The sequence below is a fragment of the Streptomyces kryoterrae genome, assembly GCF_054072135.1.
Genome location: NZ_CM133358.1, coordinates 9,033,244 through 9,053,937, shown reverse-complemented (window position 1 = coordinate 9,053,937; position 20,694 = coordinate 9,033,244). Strand labels below are relative to the sequence as shown.

General features: G+C 69.7%; 16 protein-coding genes. 9 read left to right on the top strand and 7 right to left on the bottom strand.

The window, feature by feature from the left end; genetic code table 11:
- Positions 1-301: 301 nt before the first annotated feature.
- The 4 genes from ACW4TU_RS40285 to ACW4TU_RS40270 all read left to right on the top strand — a co-directional run bounded on the left by ACW4TU_RS40285 (position 302) and on the right by ACW4TU_RS40270 (position 3,532).
- The gene (locus ACW4TU_RS40285; protein ID WP_457421681.1) at positions 302-1,099 is read left to right on the top strand and encodes an AfsR/SARP family transcriptional regulator; all 798 of its coding nucleotides are present in this window, start codon (positions 302-304) and stop codon (positions 1,097-1,099) included.
- Between the two features lie 191 nt (positions 1,100-1,290).
- Positions 1,291-1,722, top strand: a complete 432-nt coding sequence (locus tag ACW4TU_RS40280) for a hypothetical protein (protein ID WP_457421679.1) — start codon at positions 1,291-1,293, stop codon at positions 1,720-1,722.
- A 68-nt stretch (positions 1,723-1,790) separates the two neighbouring features.
- The gene (locus ACW4TU_RS40275) at positions 1,791-3,335 is read left to right on the top strand and encodes an acyl-CoA carboxylase subunit beta (protein WP_457421677.1); all 1,545 of its coding nucleotides are present in this window, start codon (positions 1,791-1,793) and stop codon (positions 3,333-3,335) included.
- 11 nt (positions 3,336-3,346) lie between these two features.
- Positions 3,347-3,532 carry an acyl-CoA carboxylase epsilon subunit gene (locus ACW4TU_RS40270; protein WP_457421675.1) on the top strand — a complete coding sequence of 62 codons (186 nt, stop codon included), beginning with the start codon at positions 3,347-3,349 and terminating at the stop codon, positions 3,530-3,532.
- 357 nt (positions 3,533-3,889) lie between these two features.
- Here the strand turns inward: ACW4TU_RS40270 and ACW4TU_RS40265 are convergent, their stop codons facing one another.
- From ACW4TU_RS40265 to ACW4TU_RS40235, 7 genes are all read right to left on the bottom strand, one after another.
- Positions 3,890-7,765 (bottom strand): glycoside hydrolase family 2 TIM barrel-domain containing protein, encoded by a 3,876-nt coding sequence (locus ACW4TU_RS40265; RefSeq protein WP_457430559.1) that lies wholly within the window; start codon positions 7,763-7,765, stop codon positions 3,890-3,892.
- A gap of 307 nt (positions 7,766-8,072) precedes the next feature.
- Positions 8,073-9,254 carry a cytochrome P450 gene (locus tag ACW4TU_RS40260; protein ID WP_457421673.1) on the bottom strand — a complete coding sequence of 394 codons (1,182 nt, stop codon included), beginning with the start codon at positions 9,252-9,254 and terminating at the stop codon, positions 8,073-8,075.
- Between the two features lie 49 nt (positions 9,255-9,303).
- The gene (locus ACW4TU_RS40255) at positions 9,304-10,170 is read right to left on the bottom strand and encodes a MurR/RpiR family transcriptional regulator (protein ID WP_457421671.1); all 867 of its coding nucleotides are present in this window, start codon (positions 10,168-10,170) and stop codon (positions 9,304-9,306) included.
- A gap of 91 nt (positions 10,171-10,261) precedes the next feature.
- The gene (locus tag ACW4TU_RS40250) at positions 10,262-11,206 is read right to left on the bottom strand and encodes an ABC transporter substrate-binding protein (RefSeq protein WP_457421669.1); all 945 of its coding nucleotides are present in this window, start codon (positions 11,204-11,206) and stop codon (positions 10,262-10,264) included.
- 90 nt (positions 11,207-11,296) lie between these two features.
- Positions 11,297-11,986, bottom strand: a complete 690-nt coding sequence (locus ACW4TU_RS40245; RefSeq protein ID WP_457421667.1) for an ABC transporter permease — start codon at positions 11,984-11,986, stop codon at positions 11,297-11,299.
- Positions 11,983-12,648 carry an ABC transporter permease gene (locus tag ACW4TU_RS40240; protein WP_457421665.1) on the bottom strand — a complete coding sequence of 222 codons (666 nt, stop codon included), beginning with the start codon at positions 12,646-12,648 and terminating at the stop codon, positions 11,983-11,985. The genes ACW4TU_RS40245 and ACW4TU_RS40240 overlap by 4 nt, the downstream gene beginning before the upstream one ends.
- Complete coding sequence (locus ACW4TU_RS40235) at positions 12,645-13,757, bottom strand: ABC transporter ATP-binding protein (protein ID WP_457421663.1); 1,113 nt, start codon at positions 13,755-13,757, stop codon at positions 12,645-12,647. Before ACW4TU_RS40235 ends, ACW4TU_RS40240 begins: the two co-directional genes overlap by 4 nt.
- 137 nt (positions 13,758-13,894) lie before the next feature.
- On the opposite strand from ACW4TU_RS40235, the gene ACW4TU_RS40230 reads away from it, so the two are divergent.
- The 5 genes from ACW4TU_RS40230 to ACW4TU_RS40210 all read left to right on the top strand — a co-directional run bounded on the left by ACW4TU_RS40230 (position 13,895) and on the right by ACW4TU_RS40210 (position 20,693).
- Positions 13,895-14,293, top strand: a complete 399-nt coding sequence (locus ACW4TU_RS40230; RefSeq protein ID WP_457421661.1) for a hypothetical protein — start codon at positions 13,895-13,897, stop codon at positions 14,291-14,293.
- Positions 14,290-15,864: an HAL/PAL/TAL family ammonia-lyase gene (locus ACW4TU_RS40225; protein ID WP_457421659.1), complete on the top strand. Its 1,575-nt coding sequence runs from the start codon at positions 14,290-14,292 to the stop codon at positions 15,862-15,864. The genes ACW4TU_RS40230 and ACW4TU_RS40225 overlap by 4 nt, the downstream gene beginning before the upstream one ends.
- Positions 15,861-16,781 carry an amidohydrolase family protein gene (locus ACW4TU_RS40220; protein ID WP_457421657.1) on the top strand — a complete coding sequence of 307 codons (921 nt, stop codon included), beginning with the start codon at positions 15,861-15,863 and terminating at the stop codon, positions 16,779-16,781. Before ACW4TU_RS40225 ends, ACW4TU_RS40220 begins: the two co-directional genes overlap by 4 nt.
- Positions 16,782-16,945: 164 nt before the next feature.
- Entirely contained in the window at positions 16,946-18,565 is a 1,620-nt protein-coding gene (locus ACW4TU_RS40215; RefSeq protein ID WP_457421655.1) for a glycoside hydrolase family 43 protein, read from the top strand.
- An 82-nt stretch (positions 18,566-18,647) separates the two neighbouring features.
- Positions 18,648-20,693, top strand: a complete 2,046-nt coding sequence (locus ACW4TU_RS40210; protein WP_457421653.1) for a glycoside hydrolase — start codon at positions 18,648-18,650, stop codon at positions 20,691-20,693.
- Position 20,694 lies beyond the last annotated feature (1 nt).

Genomic DNA, 20,694 nt, shown 5'->3' with positions numbered 1-20,694 from the left:
CGGAGCGAGCACCCCGGCGGCCGCCAAGGGACGTGGCCCGCCGGGGTGCGACGTGTGCCCACCCCAGGTCACGGCACCTCCCGCTTGCACCACGCGCCACTTCGAGAAAAAATACCTTCTCAAACGAATTATTTTGTGAGAGGATCCAGCACGGGAGGAAGCTCCGAGACCGCGCCGCACGACGCGCCCCGGAGATCGCCAACTGCCGCCCCCGCCCACGGCACCCCGCGGGGCGACGGCCCGACGACCCCCCGCTGCGATCCGCCGTTCACACCGCACCGGCCACCAAGGGGGAAACGGCATGTTGAGCTTCTCTATTCTCGGCGCACTGCAGATCCGTACCGTGTCGGGCCCTGCGGAGATCTCCGGCGATCTCCAAAGAACACTGGTCCAGACCCTGCTGGTCAACGAGGGGCAGTCCATCTCCGGCGAGAGTCTCGTCGAGGAGATGTGGGGCGACTCCGCACCCGACAACCAGGCCAACGCGTTACAGGCCCACATCAGCCGGCTTCGCCGCAAACTGAAGAACCTGGAACCCGACCGGACCGTGCCCCGGGTGACCATTCACCCCTCCGGCTACCGGCTCACCCTCCACGAGGGCGAACTCGACGGCGCCGAGTTCATCAAGGCGGTCCGCCAGGCCGAGGTCACTTCCGAGACGGATCCGGCGGCCACCGCGAAGCTCCTCGGCACCGCCCTGGCCATGTGGCGCGGCCCGGTGTTCGGCGACTTCACCGGCGGCACGCTCTGCCAGCTGGCCTGCGCCCGCTACGAGGAGTACCGCATGCGCGCCATGGAGCTTCGCTTCGACGCCGAGCTGCGCCTGGGCCACCACTCCGCCATCCTCGCCGAACTCCACGAGGCGCACGGCAACCACCCTCTCCGGGAACGCTTCTGCGAACAGCTGATGATCGCCCTCTACCGTTCCGGCCGCCAGGCGGACGCCCTGCATGTCTATCGCCTCATGTGGCAGCACCTCGCGGACGAACTCGGAATCGAGCCGTCGCCCGCGCTGCGCCGAGTGGAACACGCGATCCTTTCCCACGACCCGTTACTGGGGTCCGGAGAAACATCTTCGTTCGCTCTCCAAATGGCCTGAGCGTTCCACCTTCCGCTCCATAATGCGGCCCGTGACACACAAACCCGTTCACAGGCCTTTACGAGCTTTTGCGACCCCTCTTGTTCTCCGGCCTTCATCCGTATAAGCCCGCCGTCAGTGTCAGGTCAGCCCGGATTGCGACGATGGCAAGGGAAGCAGTCAATGACTTCCCACATCCACCGGGAGATTCCATGACCACGAGCCAGACCTCGGCACCCTCCACTGTCGCGGCCGGCCGCACGGCCGCGGCCCGCCCCCTGCGTGTCTTCCTCGCGCTCGACGCCGCCGTCACCGCCGTGAACGGCCTGATCTACCTGGTCGCCGCCGGCCCGGTCGGCGATCTGCTCGACCTCTCCCCCGGCCTCCTGCGCGGCATCGGCGTGTTCCTCACCGTGTACGGCGGTCTCGTAGCCCTCCTCGCGTCCCGCCCGGTCCCGTCGGCCACCGCCACCAAGGTGGTCATCGAGGCCAACCTGCTGTGGGCGGTCGCGAGCGTCGTCACCGTCCTGTTCGGCTGGTTCGACCCGAACACGGTCGGCACGGTGTGGATCCCCCTCCAGGCGGCCGTCGTCGCCGGGTTCGCGTTCCTGCAGATCAACAGCTTGCGCGCACTCGGCCGCTGACACCGCATCGTATGAGCCGGTCAGCCCCTCCTACGGCGGACCGGTGACGCCAACCGTCAGGGAGAGAGATGAAGTCCCAAGTCGCGGAGCTGGCCGGGTTACGGCAGCGGGTCCTCGCCGGCCCCAGTGAGAAGGCCACCGCCGCACAGAAGGCCAAGGGCAAGCTGACCGCCCGGGAGCGCGTCGGCCTGCTCCTCGACGAGGGCTCGTTCAACGAGGTCGAGCAGTTGCGCCGGCATCGGGCGACCGGGTTCGGTCTGGAGGCCAAGCGGCCGTTCACCGACGGTGTGATCACCGGCTGGGGCACGGTGGAGGGCCGTACGGTCTTCGTGTACGCCCATGACTTCCGTATCTTCGGCGGCGCGCTGGGCGAGGCCCACGCCACGAAGATCCACAAGATCATGGACATGGCCATCGCGGCCGGGGCCCCGCTGGTGTCGCTCAACGACGGCGCCGGCGCCCGTATCCAGGAGGGCGTCAGCGCCCTGGCCGGATACGGCGGCATCTTCCAGCGCAACACCAGGGCCTCCGGCGTCATCCCGCAGATCAGCGTGATGCTCGGCCCGTGCGCCGGCGGCGCGGCCTACAGCCCCGCCCTCACCGACTTCGTCTTCATGGTCCGCGAGACCTCACAGATGTTCATCACCGGCCCCGACGTCGTCAAGGCGGTCACCGGCGAGGAGATCACCCAGAACGGCCTCGGCGGCGCCGACGTCCACGCCGAGACCAGCGGCGTCGCCCACTTCGCCTACGACGACGAGGAGACCTGCATCGCCGAGGTCCGCTACCTCCTCGCGATGCTCCCCCAGAACAACCGCGAGAACCCCCCGCGCGTCGACTCCGAGGACCCCGCCGACCGCCGCGGCGACATCCTGCTCGACCTCGTCCCCGCCGACGGCAACCGCCCCTACGACATGACCAAGGTCATCGAGGAACTCGTCGACGACGGCGACTACCTCGAGATCCACGAACGCTGGGCCCGCAACATCATCTGCGCACTCGGCCGCCTCGGCGGCCAGGTCGTCGGCATCGTCGCCAACCAGCCCCAGACCCTCGCCGGCGTCCTCGACATCGAAGCATCGGAAAAGGGCGCACGTTTCGTCCAGCTCTGCGACGCGTTCAGTATTCCGATCGTCACGCTGCTGGATGTCCCCGGCTTCCTGCCGGGCGTCGACCAGGAGCACGGCGGAATCATCCGGCACGGCGCGAAGCTGCTCTACGCCTACTGCAACGCGACCGTTCCGAGGATCTCGCTGATCCTGCGCAAGGCGTACGGAGGCGCGTACATCGTCATGGACAGCCAGTCCATCGGCGCCGACCTCACCTACGCCTGGCCGACGAACGAGATCGCCGTGATGGGCGCCGAAGGTGCCGCCAACGTCATCTTCCGACGCCAGATCGCGGACGCAGACGACCCCGAGGCCACCCGTACCGAGCTGGTCAAGGCCTACAAGTCCGAGCTGATGCACCCCTACTACGCCGCCGAGCGCGGTCTGGTCGACGACGTCATCGACCCGGCCGAGACCCGCTCGGTGCTCATCAGGTCGCTCGCGATGCTGCAGACCAAGCACGCCGATCGCCCTGCCCGCAAACACGGCAACCCCCCTCAGTGACGGAGGTTCACATGACCACTCCCGGACTGCGCATCGAAAAGGGCAAGGCCACGGTCGAGGAACTGGCCGCCCTCACCGTCCTGCTCCTCAGCCGCAGCGCCCTCGCACTTCGCGTCGGCGGGCCCGACAGCTCGCACCCCACCTCCTCCTGGCACCCCCAGCCCTTCGACGCCCCCCACAGCTGGCGAAAGCGGTGACAAGGGTTCCGGTTCGGTGGCGGGGGCCAGGGTGACGTCGAGCATGCCGTGACCGGTGGCCGCGAAGGCGTTGTCGTACCCGGGGAGTCGGTCGATCACCGGGAAGTCCGACGCCAGGACTCGGACAGCCGGCGGTCAGGACGTCGAGCCGGATGCCCGCCGAGGCCAGGCCGAAGCAGCTGAGGAAGATGACGGCCGGCAGGGGATGTTCCTGAGAGCAGCCTGCGGGCCCGGCCCGACTGACCGGTGCCGCGCGACACGATCACTATGGCCCGGTACCTCGCCTGTCCGGCCGAAGAACCGGGCGAGGGCGCCACCCCGACGAAGGGTGACGCCCTCGCGACCATGCTCCCGCTGTTATCCGGCGGACTCCCCGGCCGTGGGCCGCCGCGAGGCCGCCATCGCCTCGTCGACGTCCGTCAGGGGGCGCAGCCGGTAGCTGTACGCGTAGTCGCGGTTGGCGAACAGCTTGTACTCGTCGTGGGTGTGCGCGCCCCAGCTGTTGTCGCCGCCGACGCCCATCTGGCGGTGGCTCAGGCGCAGGACGACCTCGTCGCGCGGGGTGAGCTGGTAGTCGTGGCGGGCCCCGACGGACAGGTCCTCCGGCGTGAAGTGCGAGGCGTTGACCTCCAGCAGCGGTTCGGCGGAGACCAGCAGGCCGGCGCCCCGGCGGTCAGTGAGGGCGATCCAGCGGACGTCGGTCTTGTTGCCGTTCTCCTGCGGGCGCAGGTAGCCGCTCCACTGCTCGTCGACGGTGCCGGAGTAGAGGCCCACGTCGGTGGAGTTGTTGCGGTCCCAGTGGTTCTCCTCGGGGCCGCGGCCGTAGTAGTGCAGCCGGTCCAGGCGGCCGGGCAGCAGGAGCAGGTTGCCGACCTCCGGGATGTACGGCAGTGAACTCGCCCCCGGGTGCAGGGTGTTGTCGACCCTGATCTCACCGTTGCCGAAGACGGTGTAGGTGGTGGTGTACGTCGATACCGGCGTCGTCGGCAGTGTGCCGGCGACCTCGATCTCGACGGCCCGGTCCCGCAGGGCACGGACGCTCACGCCGGTCACCGCCCGCCGCGTGCCCGCGTCGCGCCAGGTCTGGTTGCGGGTGTGCTGGCCGTTGCCCCGGTCGTTGTCGGTGGGCGCCCGCCAGAAGTTCGGGGTGGGCCCGGAGGCGATCAGCTGGGCACCGCCCGCCCTGTACGAGGTGATGGCGCCGGTCGCCTTGTCGACGGTGACCGAGAAGCCCTTGCCCTTGACGGTGACCGACGCGTCGCCGTCCTCGTGGCGGAGCGCCGGGACGCTGCTCAGCGGCGTGGGCGTGACGGCGGGGCTGCCCGCGTCGAGGGCGAGTTGCTGCCGGGCCACCTCGAAGCCGGCCTTGGCCCACTTCGTGCTCTCCCTGGTGGTGAAGGACAGTTGGAGGAAGTACTCCGCGCCCGGCGCCGGGTCGTCCGGCAGTTCGAAGGGCACGGTGATGTCCTTCGTGGACAGCGGCGGCACGTCCAGCTGGGCGCGGGTCAGCTTGCCGCGCCGGACCACCCTTCCGTCGGCGACCAGTTCCCAACGTCCGGCGAGTTCACGGAGGTTGGTGAAGAGGTACTCGTTGGTGAGGGTGACCGCGCCCGGCGTCGTACCCGAAGTGACCTGCACCGCCTGGTAGATCCGCTTGACCTCGGCGGACTTGCCGGTCAGTCCGCGGTCGGCGGTGATGATGCCGTCCCCGGAGAAGGCCCCGTCGTTGGGGTTGTCGCCCCAGTCGCCGCCGTAGGCGTAGAACGTCCGGTCGCGGGGCCGCTTCTCGGTGAGTCCGACGGTGCCGGCGTCGAACCAGAACCGTACGCCGTCGTCGCCGGGGCCACGGCTCTCGGAGGCCAGCTCGGTGGCGCTCAGCGCTCGGGCGTAGACACGGGCCCGGCGGATGCTGCCGCTGAACTCCCGGGTGGGGTTGTCGATGTCGGTGGCCAGGGAGAGGGACGCGGTGTTGTTGTCGGGCCGCCGGGTGGTGGTCCTGGTGGCTCGCGCCACGCCGTCGACGTGGAGGGTGAGTGTGCCCGCCGTCGCGTCGAAGACACCGGCGATGTGGTGCTCCGTACCGGTCCAGTCGTCGGGCAGCGACCAGTACGCGCTGATCCACTGGCCGCCGCCGTAGATGAAGAACTCCAGGCCCCTGTCCGACTGCTTCAGGGCGTACTGGGTGTCGCCCTTGGCGATGACGGGCTGGTGGTAGCCGAGGAAGTGCGGGGTGATCCACGCCTCCAGCGTCAGGGAGCCGGTGAGGTCGAGGCTCTCGTCGCGGGCGAAGACGGTGCCACCGGAAAGGCCCTTGTCGCGGGTGAAGGTGCCGGCGGGGGCGATGATCTCGCCCTGGAGCGCGGTGGGCCCGGTCTCGGTGAGCAGCTTGCGCGTCGGGGTGGGCCAGGCGAGGGCCTGGTCGACGAAGTCCCAGATCCAGCCGCCCTGCAGGACGGGGTAGCGGCGGACGAGATCCCAGTACTTCTTGAAGTTCCCGTTGGAGTTCCCCATGCCGTGGGAGTACTCGATCATCACGTACGGCCGGGTGTCGTTGGTGTCCTTGGCCCGTTGCTCGACGCGGGCGGGACTGTCGTACATCTCGGAGCGGATGTCGCTGATCCCGGGGCGGTCGTCGCCCTCGTACTGGATGACCCGGGTGGTGTCGTAGGAGCGGATCCAGTCGTGCATGGCGTTGAACGTGCTGCCGCCACCCGCCTCGTTGCCGAGCGACCAGATGACGACGGAGGCGTGGTTCTTGTCGCGGTGGACCATGTTCTGGGCGCGGGCCACGCACGCCGTGGTCCACTCGGAGTGGTTTCCGGGGTACTCGCCCCGGACGCCGTGGGTTTCGAGGTTGGTCTCGTCCACGAGGTACAGGCCGTACTCGTCGGCGAGTTCCAGCCACAGCGGGTTGTTCGGGTAGTGCGAGGTGCGGACGGTGTTGATGTTGAGCCGTTTGATGATGCCGATGTCCTCGACCATGTCCGCGCGGGTGAGGGCCGAGCCGTGGACGGGGTGCATCTCGTGCCGGTTGGTGCCCCGGAGGGAGACCGGCTTGCCGTTGATGCGCATCAGCCCGTCCTTGAGGGCGAACTCGCGCAGGCCGACCCGGTGGGAGAGGGTCTCGATCACCTTGCCTGCGGGGTCGCGCAGGCGGAGCACGGCGGTGTAGAGGTCGGGGTGTTCGGCCGACCACAGACGCGGCGCGGGCACGGCCTTCGCGGCCTGTACGGACTTCTCCTCGCCGGCGCCGAGTGCGACGGTCTGCTGGAGCGGACGCGACCACACCGGGTGCCCGCCCGCGTCGTACAGCTGGGTCTCGACGGAGTACTGACCGGCGCCCTTGCCGCCGTAGTCGCGCACGTTCGCGGTGACCGACAGTTCGGCCGCCGAGTAGTCGTCGCTCAGCGGGGTGTCGAGCCGGAAGTCGCGCAGGCGCACGGCCGGGGTGGAGTAGAGGTAGACCGAGCGGAAGATGCCGCTCAGCCGGATCATGTCCTGGTCCTCCAGCCAGTCGCCGTCGGAGTAGCGGTAGACCTCCACGGCTATCTGGTTGGTGCCCGGCTTCAGGTGCGGGGTGATGTCGTACTCGGAGGGGTCGTAGGAGTCCTCGTGGTAGCCGACCAGCGTGCCGTTGATCCATACGTAGTGGGCCGACTTGACGCCCTCGAAGTGGAGGAACGTCCGGCGTCCCGACCAGTCGCGCGGAAGGGTGAAGGTGCGGCGGTACTGGCCCACGGGGTTGTGGACCGTCGGGGCGGCCGGCGGCTGTGCCTCCTCGCCCCGGCCGTTGGCGCCCCACCAGGGGTAGTCGCTGTTGATGTAGATCGGGCTGTCGTACCCGTGCAGCTGCCAGGCGGAGGGGACGGGGATGGTGTCCCAGGCGCGGTCGTCGAGGTCGGTGCGGTAGAAGTCGGTGTCCCGGTCGTCGGGGCGGTCGACGTACGCGAACCTCCAGGTGCCGTCGAGGCTCTGCCGGTACGGGGAGCGGGTGCGGTCGGCGGCGAGGGCCTGGGCGAGGGTCGCGTACGGCATCAGCGTGGTGTGCGCGGGTTCGGTGCCGACGCGGAAGACGTCGATGTGGCCGTTCCACTCGGGGGTGGCGTCCGACGCGTCCGCGGCGGCGGCCCGGTGGGCGGCGGCCGGTCCGGACAGGGCGAGCGCGCCGAGGACGGCGGCTCCGCCCTCCAGAAGACGGCGGCGGCTGACGGCGAACTCGTGGGGGTGCGGCATGACCGTGGCCTTCCTCGGTACGACAGTGCGCTGCACGGACCGAGGGTGCGTCAGATCGTGTTCGTTACTGTTGACAATCGACCCGGAATCCGGCAGCGCTTTGGTCATCGGTGACGGCTCAACTCACCGAGGCGGTGCAGGAGTTGGTATTGATTCAGCACACAACTGCTGGTGACAGTGGGAGCTGCCGAGCCAGGCTCACCCTAGGACTTCGAACACAGCCGAAGCAAGATTCTTGTCGGACTCTGTTGGATCCTGATGGCCGGCCCGGCTACTCCCCCGGCCGGTGACCACAGAACACCCCTCGTCAGGCGGGAGCGTCCCACAGCACACGCACAGCTGACGGCTTGCGGAAGACCAGGCCCCGCACAGTGGCGGGGTGGTCCGGGTCGAGGCGCAGGCCGGGCAGGCGTTCGAGGAGGCGGTGGAGGGCGATGCGGGTCTCCAGGCGGGCGAGGTGCGCGGCGAGGCAGTGGTGGGGGCCGTGGGCGAAGGCCAGTTGGAGGCGGGCGTTCTCACGGCGGACGTCGAACCGGTCGGGGTCGGGGAAGACTGCGGGGTCGCGGTTGGCGCCGGTCAGGGAGACGGTGACCAGGTCGCCGCGGCGGATCGCGGCCGGGCCGAGGACGGTGTCCCGGGTGGCGTAGCGGTCCACGACCGCGGCGCCGGGTTCGAGGCGCAGGGACTCCTCGATCGCGCCGTCCAGGAGGTCGAAGTCGTCCCGGACGAGGGCAAGTTGGGCGGGGTGCCGGAACAGGTGCAGCAGCGCGTTGGTGATCATCGCCTCGGTGGTCTCGATGCCCCCGAACATCAGGACGGCGACATTGGACGCCACCTCGGGCACGGTCAGCCGTCCGGCGGCGGCGACGAGGAGCGAGGCGTTGTCCCGGTCGGCGACGGTGGTTTCCACGGCGGACCTCAGTCGCGCGTAGGCGTCGGTGCCCGCGGGGCCCGCCGTATGTCCGGCGGTGATGTCGGAGACCGACCGCACGATGGCGTCGTACCAGGCGAGCACCGTGTCAGCGGTGGTGCCGGTGAGGCCGAGCGCCTCGGTCACCACGGCGACCGCGAGCGGTCCGGCGAAGGCGCGCCGCAGGTCGGCGGCGCCGGTCGACGGGAGCGCGGTGATCAGCCGGTCGGTCTCGCGTTCGATGCAGACGGTGAAGCCCTCACGTACCGCCCTCGGGCGGAAGGGAGCGTTGAAGGGTTCACGGTGGCGGGTGTGCTGGTCGCCGTCGAGGGAGAGCATGCTGGGGCCGACGACCTGGGCGGTGGAGAAGCGGGGGTCGTCGACGGTGAAGGTCGCGGCGTCGCGCATCACGGTCAGAGCGAGATCGCGCCGGGTCACCAGCCAGCCGTTCAACTCCGGCAGCCAGGAGACGGGTTCAAGGGCGCGGAGCAGCGCGAGTCGCGGATGCGGGTCGCCGGCGAGTTCGGCGAGGGTGGTGGCGGCGCCGAGCGGGCTGGAGTCGACAGTGCGGGGTGTCATCCGGTGCGAACCTTCTCTTGGTGGCCGGTCAGGGGACAGGGGGGCGGGCTCACTCGACGAACAGCCCCCGCGCCGCGGCCCGCGCGTCGAACTCCTCCAGGTGGGCCTGCGCGTCCGGCAGGGCGTCGCACATGGCCTCCAGCAGAACCTGCCCCAGCAGCATCGGAGCGCTCACGGTGTCGAACACCAGGCCGGTGCCCACGGCCGCCGGCAGCAGCAGATCGCTGTGCGCGGCCACCGGGGCGAACGTGCCGTCGGCGATCGTCACCACCGTCAGCCCCGCGTCACGGGCATGGTCGAGGGCATCGAGGACCTCACGCGGGTGGCGCGGCAGCGCGAAGCACAGGAGCGCGCTCGCACCGGCCTGCCGGGCCGCGTCGATCCGGTCGGCGAGCAGCGAGCCGCCCTCGTCGAGCAGCCGTACGTCGGGATGGACCTTGGCCGTGAAGTAGGCGAACCCCCGCGCCTGGGCGGCGGAGGCGCGCAGCCCGAGCACCGGCAGGGGCCGGGAGGCGGCCAGCAGCCGCCCCGCGCGTTCCACGGGTCCGGGGTCCGCGAGCAGGGACGCCAGTTGCCGCAGGTTGTCGATCTCGGTCTGTACGGCCTGCTGGTACGGGTTGGCCGACTGCTCCTCCGGCTCCGTACCGGCGGGGGCGACCTCCCGCAGATGTCTGCGCAGCGCCGGGTACCCGTCGAAGCCGAGGGCGACCGCGAACCGGGTCACCGACGGCTGGCTGACGCCTGCCAGATGGGCCAGTTGCACGCTCGACAGGAAGGGCACGTCCGCCGCCTGACGGACCAGACAGTGTGCGATGCGGCGCTGTGTCGGGGTGAGCCGGCGTCCCTCGAAGAGCTGGTGCAGCCGTGCGGAGGAACCGGCCTGGGCGGCCGTGCCGGTGCCGGCGCCGTCACTCATCTGCTCCCCGGGACGGTCGTGTTCGGTCCCCCCTCCCCTGCCCGGCGTGCCGGGCGGGAGAGAGGGCGGACGGTGTGTGCGCGGAACCGGGTCAGCTCACGAGACCGGTGCTCGTCAGCCACTCCTTGGCGACGGCGCTGGAGTCCTCCTTGTCGTTGACGAGCTTCTTCATCATCTCCAGCAGGTCCTCGGTGGTGAGCTTCGCCGAGAGGGCGTTGAGCGCCGCCTTGGCCGTGTCGTCGACCGCCGACTTGTAGACCAGGGGCGTGATGTTCTGCGAGGAGAAGAGGTTCTTCGGGTCCTCCAGCACCACCAGCTTGTCCTCGACGATGGCGGGGTCGGTGGTGTAGAGGTTGGCGGCCTGCACGTCGTTCGACTTGAGCAGCTTCACCAGGGTGGTCTGGGCGCCCGCGTCCAGCGGCTGGAACTTGCCGAACTCGACGCCGTAGACCGTCTTCAGGCCGACCCCGCCCTGGGTGCGGGTCTTGAACTCGGAACCGGCCCCGATCGTCATGTCCTTGGCGACCGGCTTGAGGTCGGCGAGGGTCTTGAGGCTGTACTTGGCGGCGGTCTCGGAGGTGACGGTCACCGAGTCCTTGTCCTCGGCCGCGGCGGAGTCGAGGATCTCCACCGAGGAGGGGAGCTTCGCCTTGAGCTCGGCGTTGACCTGCTCCGTGCTGGTGGCGGTGCTGTTCTTGTCGACCGCCACCGACAGCAGGGCGCCGTTGTACTCCGGGAAGACACCGATGCCGCCCTTGACGACCTGGTCGTAGTAGACCTCGCGGGCGCCGATGTCGAACTTTCTGGTCACCTTCAGGCCCTTGGCCTCCAGCGCCTGGGCGTAGATCTCGGCGAGCAGCTGGTTCTCGGGGAAGTTCGCCGAACCGACGACAATGGATTTCCCGCTGCCGCTGCCGGCACTGTCGCCCGTCAGCGGGTTGCTGTCGCTGTCGTCGCCCCCGCCGCAGGCGGTGAGCGAGAGCGCGGCGATCAGACCGAACGCGGCGCCGCGGTGGACGCCTCGGGTGGTGCTCATGGGTGTTTCCTTTCTCGGAGCCCGGAAGCTCGGAAGTTCAAGGGATCAGAGGGATCAGAGGGATCAAAAGGTTCAGGTGACTCAATGGACTCAGGACTTCGACGGCGAGACGCGAAGGCCCGGCGAGACGACGACGCGCCGCAGCCCGGTGAAGGCGACCTGGACGACGAGTGCCAGTACGACGACGACGGTCGAGCCGCCGATGACCAGCTCGTAGTCGTTGCGGGAGAGTCCGTCGACGATGAAGCGGCCGAGGCCACCGAGACCGGGGTAGGCGGCCACGGTCGCGGTGGCCACGACCTGGATCGCGGCGACCCTGAGGCCGAGCAGGATCAGCGGCAGCGCCATCGGCACCTCCACGCGTGCCAGGACCTCCCACTCGGTCATGCCGACCCCGCGGGCCGCGTCCCTGGTGGCGGGGTCCACGCCGCGGACGCCCTCGTAGGTGTTGATGAGGATGGGCGGGACCGCGAGCGCGACCAGGGCGACGAGTACGGGTGTCGTGCTGAGCCCGGCGAGGGTGACGACCAGGACCACCAGGCCGAAGGTGGGGATCGCCCGCGCCAGGTTCGCCACGCTGGCCACGGCGAACGCCCCGCGGCCGGTGTGTCCGACGAGCAGCCCGAGGGTCAGCCCGATGAGGGCCGCGAACAGCAGGGACACACCGCTGTAGGTGAGGTGTTCGAGGAGCCGGTGGGGGATGCCGTCGTCGCCGTGCCACTGCTTCGAGGACGTCAGCCAGTCCCCCACGAGCCGCATCTGGTTCAGGAAGTCGTTCATCGCGCCGTCACCTTGTTCCGGGACCACGGGGTCAGCAGCCGCTGTGCGAGGACGAGGATCGCGTCGGTGGCGAGCGCGAGCAGCATGATCAGCACGATGGCGGTGATGATCGGAGTCGGGAAGTCGAGTTGGAGACCACGGGTGATGTAGTACCCGAGTCCGCCCTGTCCGATCAGTTGTCCCACCGCGACCAGGCTGATGGACGACACGGCCGCGACACGTACACCGGCGATGACGACGGGTACCGCGATCGGCAGTTCGACCTGGACGACCCGCCGTATGGTGCCGAACCCCATCGCGGTGGCCGCGAGCCGGACCGGTTCGGGGACCGAGGCCAGCCCGTCCACGACGTTGGGCACCAGCACCGACAGCGTGTAGATCGTCAGCGGGATCATCACCGTGCGTTCGGTGAGCCCCGTGTACCGGACAAAGATCATGAACAGGGCCAGCGACGGGATCGAGTACAGGATGTTGGCCACGGTCAGCACCGGTGGGTACAGCCAGCGATAGCGGTGGCAGAGGATGCCGAGGGGTACCGAGATGATCAGCCCGAACAGCACCGGCAGCAGACCGAGTCTCAGATGGGTTCCGGTGTAGTCGGCCAGTTCACCGGCGTGATCGCCGATCCACTGCCACCGGATGAGCGGCTCGCCGTCACTCATCGTTTCTCACCGCCCGCCCCGGCGGTGTCGGCCGTCCCCGCGGACAGTTCGTGGGCGTCCGCGACTCCGACCACGGCGCCGTGCGCGTCCACACCCACCGCGAGGCGGGCGGGCGACAGGAGCGCCGAGTCGAGGGCGGCCCGTGCCGAGTCGCCGACGAGGCTGAAGGTGTGGCCGAGGGGTGCCAGCGGGACGTCCGCGAGGGTGCCGCTCGCCGGCAGGTCGGCGACCGCCGCCCAGCCGAGCGGCCGACGGCCGTCGTCGACGACCAGCACCCAGGGCTCGTCGCCCGACCGTGCCGACGCCACCGGCGAGGTCGCCGGCAGCACCGGACCGTCGCGCAGCGGTACGTCGGCCGCGTTCACGAAGGACAGCCGGCGAATGCCCCGGTCGTGCCCCACGAAGCCGGCGACGAAGTCGTCGGCGGGATCGGCGAGCAGCCGTTCGGGGGTGTCGAACTGTGCCAGCTTGCCGCCGGTGCGGAACACGGCGATCTTGTCGCCGAGTTTGATCGCCTCGTCGATGTCGTGGGTGACGAACACGATCGTCTTGTGCAGTTCCTTCTGGAGCCGGATGAACTCCGCCTGCAGCTCCGCCCGGACAATGGGGTCGACCGCGCTGAACGGCTCGTCCATCAGCAGTACGGGCGGGTCGGCGCCCAGCGCCCTGGCCACCCCGACGCGCTGCTGCTGCCCGCCGGAGAGCTGGTTCGGATAGCGCTTGGCCATCTCGCTCGGCAGCCCCACCAGTTCCAGCAGTTCCGCCGCCCGCGCGCGGGCCTTCTTCCGGCTCCAGCCGAGCAGCAGCGGAACGGTGGCGATGTTGTCGAGGATGGTGCGGTGCGGGAACAGTCCCGCGTGCTGGATCACGTATCCGATGCCGCGGCGCAGCTCGGGGGCGTTGACCTCCCGGATGTCCTTGCCACGCAGGCTCACCGTCCCGGCCGTGGGCTCCACCATGCGGTTGACCATGCGCAGGGTGGTGGTCTTGCCGCAGCCGGAGGGACCGACCAGGACCGTGAGTCCACCCTCGGCCAACTCCAGCGACAGTCCGTCCACCGCTGTCGTCCCGTTTGGATAATTTTTGCTCACTGCATCGAATCTGATCAAGGCTGCCCCTTACCTGACTGCATATAGTCATGCAGAGTGATCCGTGACTGAATGAAACGTCAATGCCCGGCTGTAAACGGCACGTTACAATCACACGAAATCAGGCCAGGACGTCCGAATTATGGGGAGACACCGGCATGAAACCGGCCTGGTTCACCTTTTTGAACGGCTCGGACATCGAGCAGCTGGAACTGACCGACTCCGAGATCCTCGACGCCGTCGAGGAGGCGAACAGCGCGGTCGAGCTGAGCCTCACGGACATCATGGACAAGATCGTCGTCGACGACTGGGGCCAGGCCCACGCCGGACCGTTCGGCGCCCTGCGCGCCCACGTGGACTCCGGCCGGCTCAACAAGGCCAATCTGCCCGGCGAGCTGGGCGAGATCGTCGTGGGCCGCCGGCCCGGCCGGGAGAGCCCCGAGGAGACGAACCTGTTCTGGCACCGCGGCCTCTCCCTCTCCGACATCGCGCTGGGCGCCGCCATGCTGCGGAAGGCCGAGGAACACGGCCTCGGCCAGAAACTCCGCTTCTCATGACCGGCGATGGCATCGGGACCGGCATCGTGGAGGTCGTCGTCGACGGGCGGACACTGTCGTACGACGATGTCGTCGCCGTCGCCCACCTTGGCGCCCGGGTCGACCTCGCGGACGAGGTGTCGCCGCGGCTGGAGCGTGAGCGGGCCGTCGTCGAGGACATCGTCGACCGCCAGGTACCGACGTACGGCCTGACAACAGGACTCGGCACCCGCTCCTCCTACGCCCTGCCGCGCGCCGAACTGGAGGAGTTCAGCGTCCGTACGGTTCGGGGACGGGCGAACGCGGTCGGCGATCCGCTGCCCGTCCCTGTCGTACGCGCCGCCCTCCTCGCCCGGGTGAACGGCATCGCGGGCGGCGGCAGCGGGGTGCGGCCGGAGATCCCGCGGCTGCTGGTGGCGATGCTCAACGCGCGGGTGCATCCCGTGATCCCCGAGGTGGGGTCGATCGGCGCCTCCGACCTGTGCCAGCTCGCTCATGTCGGCCTGGTCGTCATCGGCGAGGGCAGTGCCGAGTTCGACGGGGAGGTGCTCGACGGCGCCACGGCTCTGCGGCGGGCCGGTCTCACACCGGCCGTGCTCGGCCCCAAGGACGGGCACGTGCTGTGCAGCGCGAGCCCGCTGGCGGCCGGGCAGGGCGCGCTCGTCCTGCACGAGGCCACCGCGGTCCTCGCCCTGGCCCAGGCGGTCACGGCACTGACCTACGAGGGTTTCCGGGCGAACACGAGTCCGCTCGACGCGCGCGTACTGGGCCTGCGCCCCGCCCCCGGCCAGTCCCGCGCCGCGCGCGAACTGCTCGCCCTGCTGGACGGCGGTGAGCTGGGCGATCCGCGCAACGCACGGCGGGTCCAGGACCCCGTCAGCCTGCGCTGCGCAGCCCAGGTGCACGGCGCCGGGTACGCGGCCCTGGACTTCGCCGGCGCGGCCCTGGATCCGGAGCTGAACGGCTGCGGCGACAACCCGGTGGTGCTGCCCGACACCGGCGAGATCCTCTCCGCCGGCAACTTCCACACCCCGGCGCTGGCACTCGCCCTCGACACCCTCGCCCTGTCGCTGACGCAGACGGCAGCGGTCTCCGCCGAACGTACGCGCCGCCTGCTCGATCCCACGGTCAGCGGACTGCCTGCGAACCTCTCGCCGTACGGACCGGAGCGCTCGGGCTTCGCGCCCCTGACCAAGACCGCGCAGGCTCTCGTCGCCGAGATCCGCATGCTGTCCGCACCGGTGTCCACCGATCCCCGGCACGGCGCGGACGCCGTCGAGGACGACTCGACCAACGCGTCGCTCGGAGCACGACGGCTGGTCACGATCCTCGCCCGGCTGCGGCTGCTGCTCGCCCTGGAGGCCGTGGTCGCCGCGCAGGCGGTGGACCTGGCGGCGCCGGCCGCCCTGGGGCGTGGACCCCGGTTTCTGCACCGGGCGATCCGGGCGGCCGTGCCCCGCCTCGACGACGACCGGCCCTGCGGGGTGGACGTGGAGGCGGTGAGTCGGGGCATCCTGGGGTCCGACGACGTCCGGGGCGCGCTGCGCGCGATCCTGGAAGAATCGTCACCCCCGGCGGGAGGAACGTCATGACCAGCGTCGACGTGCACCAGCATCTGTGGACCCCGTCGCTGGTGACAGCCCTGCGCTCGCGCCGCGAACCACCGTTCCTCGACGGCTGGACCCTGTACCTGCACGGTGAGCCGCCCTACGAGATCCCGCCCGCCGACCACGACATGGCCGGCCGTGCGGAACTCGCCGCCGCCGACGGTCTCGGCCAGGTGCTCGTCTCGCTGTCCGCCCCGATCGGCGTGGAGTGGCTGCCCGCCGCCGAGGCCCGGCCCCTGCTGGACGCGTATCACGACGGATCGGCCGCACTCCCGAAACCTTTCGACGCCTGGGCCGCCGCCTGCGTGCGGGACATCGACGCGAACGCGACGGCCAAGGACCTCGACCGGGGGTTCGCCGGCCTCCAGCTCCCGGCGAACGCCCTTGCCGACGCCTCCGGTTACGCGCGGTGCGCCCCGCTGCTCGACCTGCTCGAAGAACGCGACCTGCCGCTGTTCGTCCACCCGGGACCGGCGGCCGGCGAGCCGCAGGGGCCCGGCTGGTGGCCGGCGATGGTCCCGTACGTCCAGCAGATGCACGCCGCCTGGTTCGCCTTCCGCGCCTTCGGCCGGCCCCGCCATCCGCACCTGCGCGTGTGCTTCGCCCTGCTGGCCGGGCTCGCCCCGCTGCACGGGGAGCGTTTCGCGGCCCGCGGCGGCGGCTCGGAGGGGAACGCGGACCCGGGCGTCTTCGTCGACACGTCGTCGTACGGTCCTCGCGCCGTCGACGCGATCGTCCGCGCCCTCGGCGCCGGCGCCGTCGTCCAGGGCTCGGACCGGCCCTACGCCCAGCCGCCGCTGCACCCCGGATTCGGTCTGGGCGGAGCGGCGGCGTACGCCTTCCGTATCGCCAATCCGCGGCGACTGCTCACAGGCGAGAAGCAGCGAAACCTTTCGACGTGAAAAGCGAATGATGCGAGGGGTATTGACGCGCGCCACGCGCCTTCTAGTATCCAAGATGCCCGAAGACACGGCCAACGTTCGACATCTCGAACAATAAGAGCCCGGTTCCTCACCACCGCCCGACTTCGCACACCTCTTAGCCCCCAGACAAGAGGAGCGCTCACATGTCATGGCTACATCAACCCCGCACGCGCCGGAACGCACTGTCGGCGGCGACCGGTCTGGTCGTGGGAGCGGCCCTGCCCGGAACAGCGGCCGCGTCCGCACAGACAGTCCCGGCAGCCGCGCGGTACACGAACCCCGTGCTCTGGCAGGACTTCGCGGACATCGACATCATCCGCGTCGGCGACACGTACTACTACTCGGCGTCGACGATGCACTACTCACCCGGAGCGCCGATCCTCCGCTCGTACGACCTGGTGAACTGGGAGTTCGCCGGTCACTCCGTGCCCGTCCTGGACTTCGGGTCCAAGTACGACCTGAACGGCGCCCGCGGCTACGTACGCGGCATCTGGGCGTCGTCGCTCGCCTACCGCCCGAGCAACCGCACCTTCTACTGGCTCGGCCAGATCGACTTCGCCCGCACCTACGTCTACACCGCCACCGGCGTCGAGGGCCCCTGGAACCGGCTCACGACGCTCAACACGGCCTACTACGACGCGGGTCTGCTGGTCGACACCGACGACACCCTGTACGTGGCGTACGGCAACAGCACCATCAGCGTGGCCCAGCTCTCGGCGGACGGCCGCACACAGGTCCGGGCGCAGCAGGTGTTCAGCACGCCGTCGAGCATCGGCACCCTGGAGGGCTCGCGCTTCTACCGGATCAACGGGAACCACTACATCTTCCTGACCCGCCCGGCCAACGGCCAGTACATCCTGAGGTCGACGAGCGGCCCCTTCGGCCCGTACACCCTGCGGCAGGTCCTCCTCGACCTGCCCGGGCCGATCTCCGGCGGCGGTGTCCCGCACCAGGGCGGGCTCGTGCAGACGCAGAACGGGGCCTGGTACTACCTGGCCTTCGTGGACGCCTTCCCCGGCGGCCGGGTCCCCGTGCTGGCGCCGGTCACCTGGACCGCGGACGGCTGGCCCGTCGTACAACTCGTGAACGGCGGGTGGGGCGCGTCGTATCCCGGCCCCGTCGTTCCGTCGCCACCCCGGCAGGTCGCCCCGATGACGGGCGTCGACACGTTCGACGGTACGACGCTCAAGCCGAAGTGGGAGTGGAACCACAACCCGGACAACACCAAGTGGTCGGTCGGCAACGGCCTCACCCTGCGGACCGCGACCGTCACCAACGACCTGTACTGGGCCCGCAACACCCTCACCCACCGCGTCCAGGGCCCCACCTCGACCGCCACCGTCCAGCTCGACTTCTCGGCGATGCGGGACGGCGACCGCGCCGGACTGGCGCTCCTGCGTGACTCCTCCGCGTGGATCGGTATCAAGCGCGACGGCGGCGCGACCCGGGTGGTGATGGTCAACGGGCTCACCATGGACGGCAGTTGGAACACCACCGGCACGGGGAACGAGGCCGCGAGCGCCGGCGTCTCCGGTGGCCGGGTCTGGTTGCGCGCCACGGCCGACATCCGGCCCGGATCGTCACGCCCGGGGACGTTCTCCTACAGCACCGACGGCGTCAACTTCGTCCGGCTGGGGCCCGCTTTCACCATGGGCAACAGCTGGCAGTTCTTCATGGGTTACCGCTTCGCCCTCTTCAACCACGCCACACAGGCGCTCGGCGGGGCGGTCCGCATCGCCCGCTTCGAGCTGTCCACCCCCTGATCGCACCACCCGCACCACCCGCACATGGCAATGGGCACACATCCGCACCCGCATCCCGCACATGACCGTACGAGGAGAGCAGATGACCCTTCTGAAACGAGCAGGCCGGCGCCGGGCACCGGCACTCGGTCTGTTGGCCGCGACCGCTCTGCTGGCGACCGGTACGGCCTCGGCCGTGCCCGCGGCCGGGACCGGGGCGGACGTCCGCGCCACCACTCTGGGCGCCCAGGCGGCCCAGTCCGGGCGGTACTTCGGGACCGCGGTGGCCGCCGGCAAGCTCGGCGACACCACCTACGCGACCATCCTGAACCGTGAGTTCAACATGGTCACGCCCGAGAACGAGCTGAAGTGGGACACCACCGAGCGCACGCGCGGCTCGTTCAACTTCGGTCCCGGCGACCAGATCGCCAACCAGGCCTCGTCGCACGGGCAGCGTCTGCGCGGCCACACCCTGGTCTGGCACTCCCAACTGCCCAGCTGGGTCAGCTCGATCACCGACGCGAACACGCTGCGCAGCGTGATGAACAACCACATCACCACCGTGGCGAACCACTACAAGGGCAAGGTCTACGCCTGGGACGTCGTCAACGAGGCGTTCGCCGACGGCGGGAGCGGCGCACACCGTTCCTCGGTGTTCCAGAACCTGCTGGGCGACGGCTTCATCGAGCAGGCCTTCCGCACCGCGCGGACGGCCGACCCGGCAGCCAAGCTCTGTTACAACGACTACAACATCGAGAACTGGACCGACGCCAAGACCCAGGGCGTCTACCGCATGGTGCGCGACTTCAAGGCGCGCGGGGTGCCCATCGACTGCGTGGGCTTCCAGGCGCACTTCGGCACCGGCGGCCCGCCGTCGAACTTCCAGACCACGCTGTCGAGCTTCGCGGCGCTCGGTGTGGACGTACAGATCACCGAACTCGACATCGCGCAGGCGCCGTCGGCCGCGTACACGAACACCGTCCGGGCGTGCATGAACGTGGCGCGCTGTACCGGGATCACGGTGTGGGGCATCCGGGACAGCGACTCGTGGCGCAGCGGGGACAACCCGCTGCTGTTCGACCGCAACGGCAACAAGAAGGCGGCCTACCAGGCGACACTGACCGCGCTGGGCGGTAGCGCGGTCGCGGTGGCGGCGCAGACGGCGAACACCCGCTCGGGCGCCTCGGCGGCTGCCCTGCCCACCAGCTTCAAGTGGAGCTCCAGTGGCGCGCTGATCGGGCCGAAACCGGACGCCACCCACAACATCGCGGCGCTCAAGGACCCGACGGTCGTCTACTACAACGGCAAGTACCACGTGTTCGCCAGCACGGCGAGCGCCTCCGGGTACAACCTCGTCTACCTCAGCTTCACCGACTGGTCGCAGGCGGGTTCGGCCACGCACTACTACCTGGACCGCACCGCGATCGGCACGGGATACCGGGCCGCGCCCCAGGTGTTCTACAACGCCCCGCAGAAGCTGTGGTACCTCGTCTACCAGACCGGCAACGCCTCGTACTCCACCAACTCCGACATCAGCAACCCCAACGGGTGGAGCGCGCCCCGCAACTTCTACTCGGCGATGCCGGACATCATCAAGCAGAACATCGGCAACGGCTACTGGGTCGACATGTGGGTGATCTGCGACAGCGCCAACTGCTACCTGTTCTCCTCCGACGACAACGGCCACCTGTACCGCTCGCAGACGACCGTCGGTCAGTTCCCGAACGGCTTCACCAACACCGTCGTCGTGGCCCAGGACTCCAACAAGTACGCCCTGTGGGAAGCGAGCAACATCTACAAGGTGCAGGGCTCCAACCAGTATCTGATGCTCGTCGAGGCCATCGGCTCGGACGGCAGGCGCTGGTTCCGCTCCTGGACCGCCGGCAGCATCGCCGGATCGTGGACGCCCCTGGCCGCCTCCGAGAGCAACCCCTTCGCCCGGGCGAACAACACCACCTTCCCCGCCGGCGCCTGGACCAAGGACATCAGCCACGGCGAGATGATCCGCGCGGGCTACGACCAGACACTCACCATCCCCGCCTGCAAACTCCAGTACCTCTACCAGGGCATGAACCCCAGCGCCACCGGCGACTACAACACGCTGCCATGGCGCCTCGGTCTGCTCACCCAGACCAACTCCCCCTGCTGAC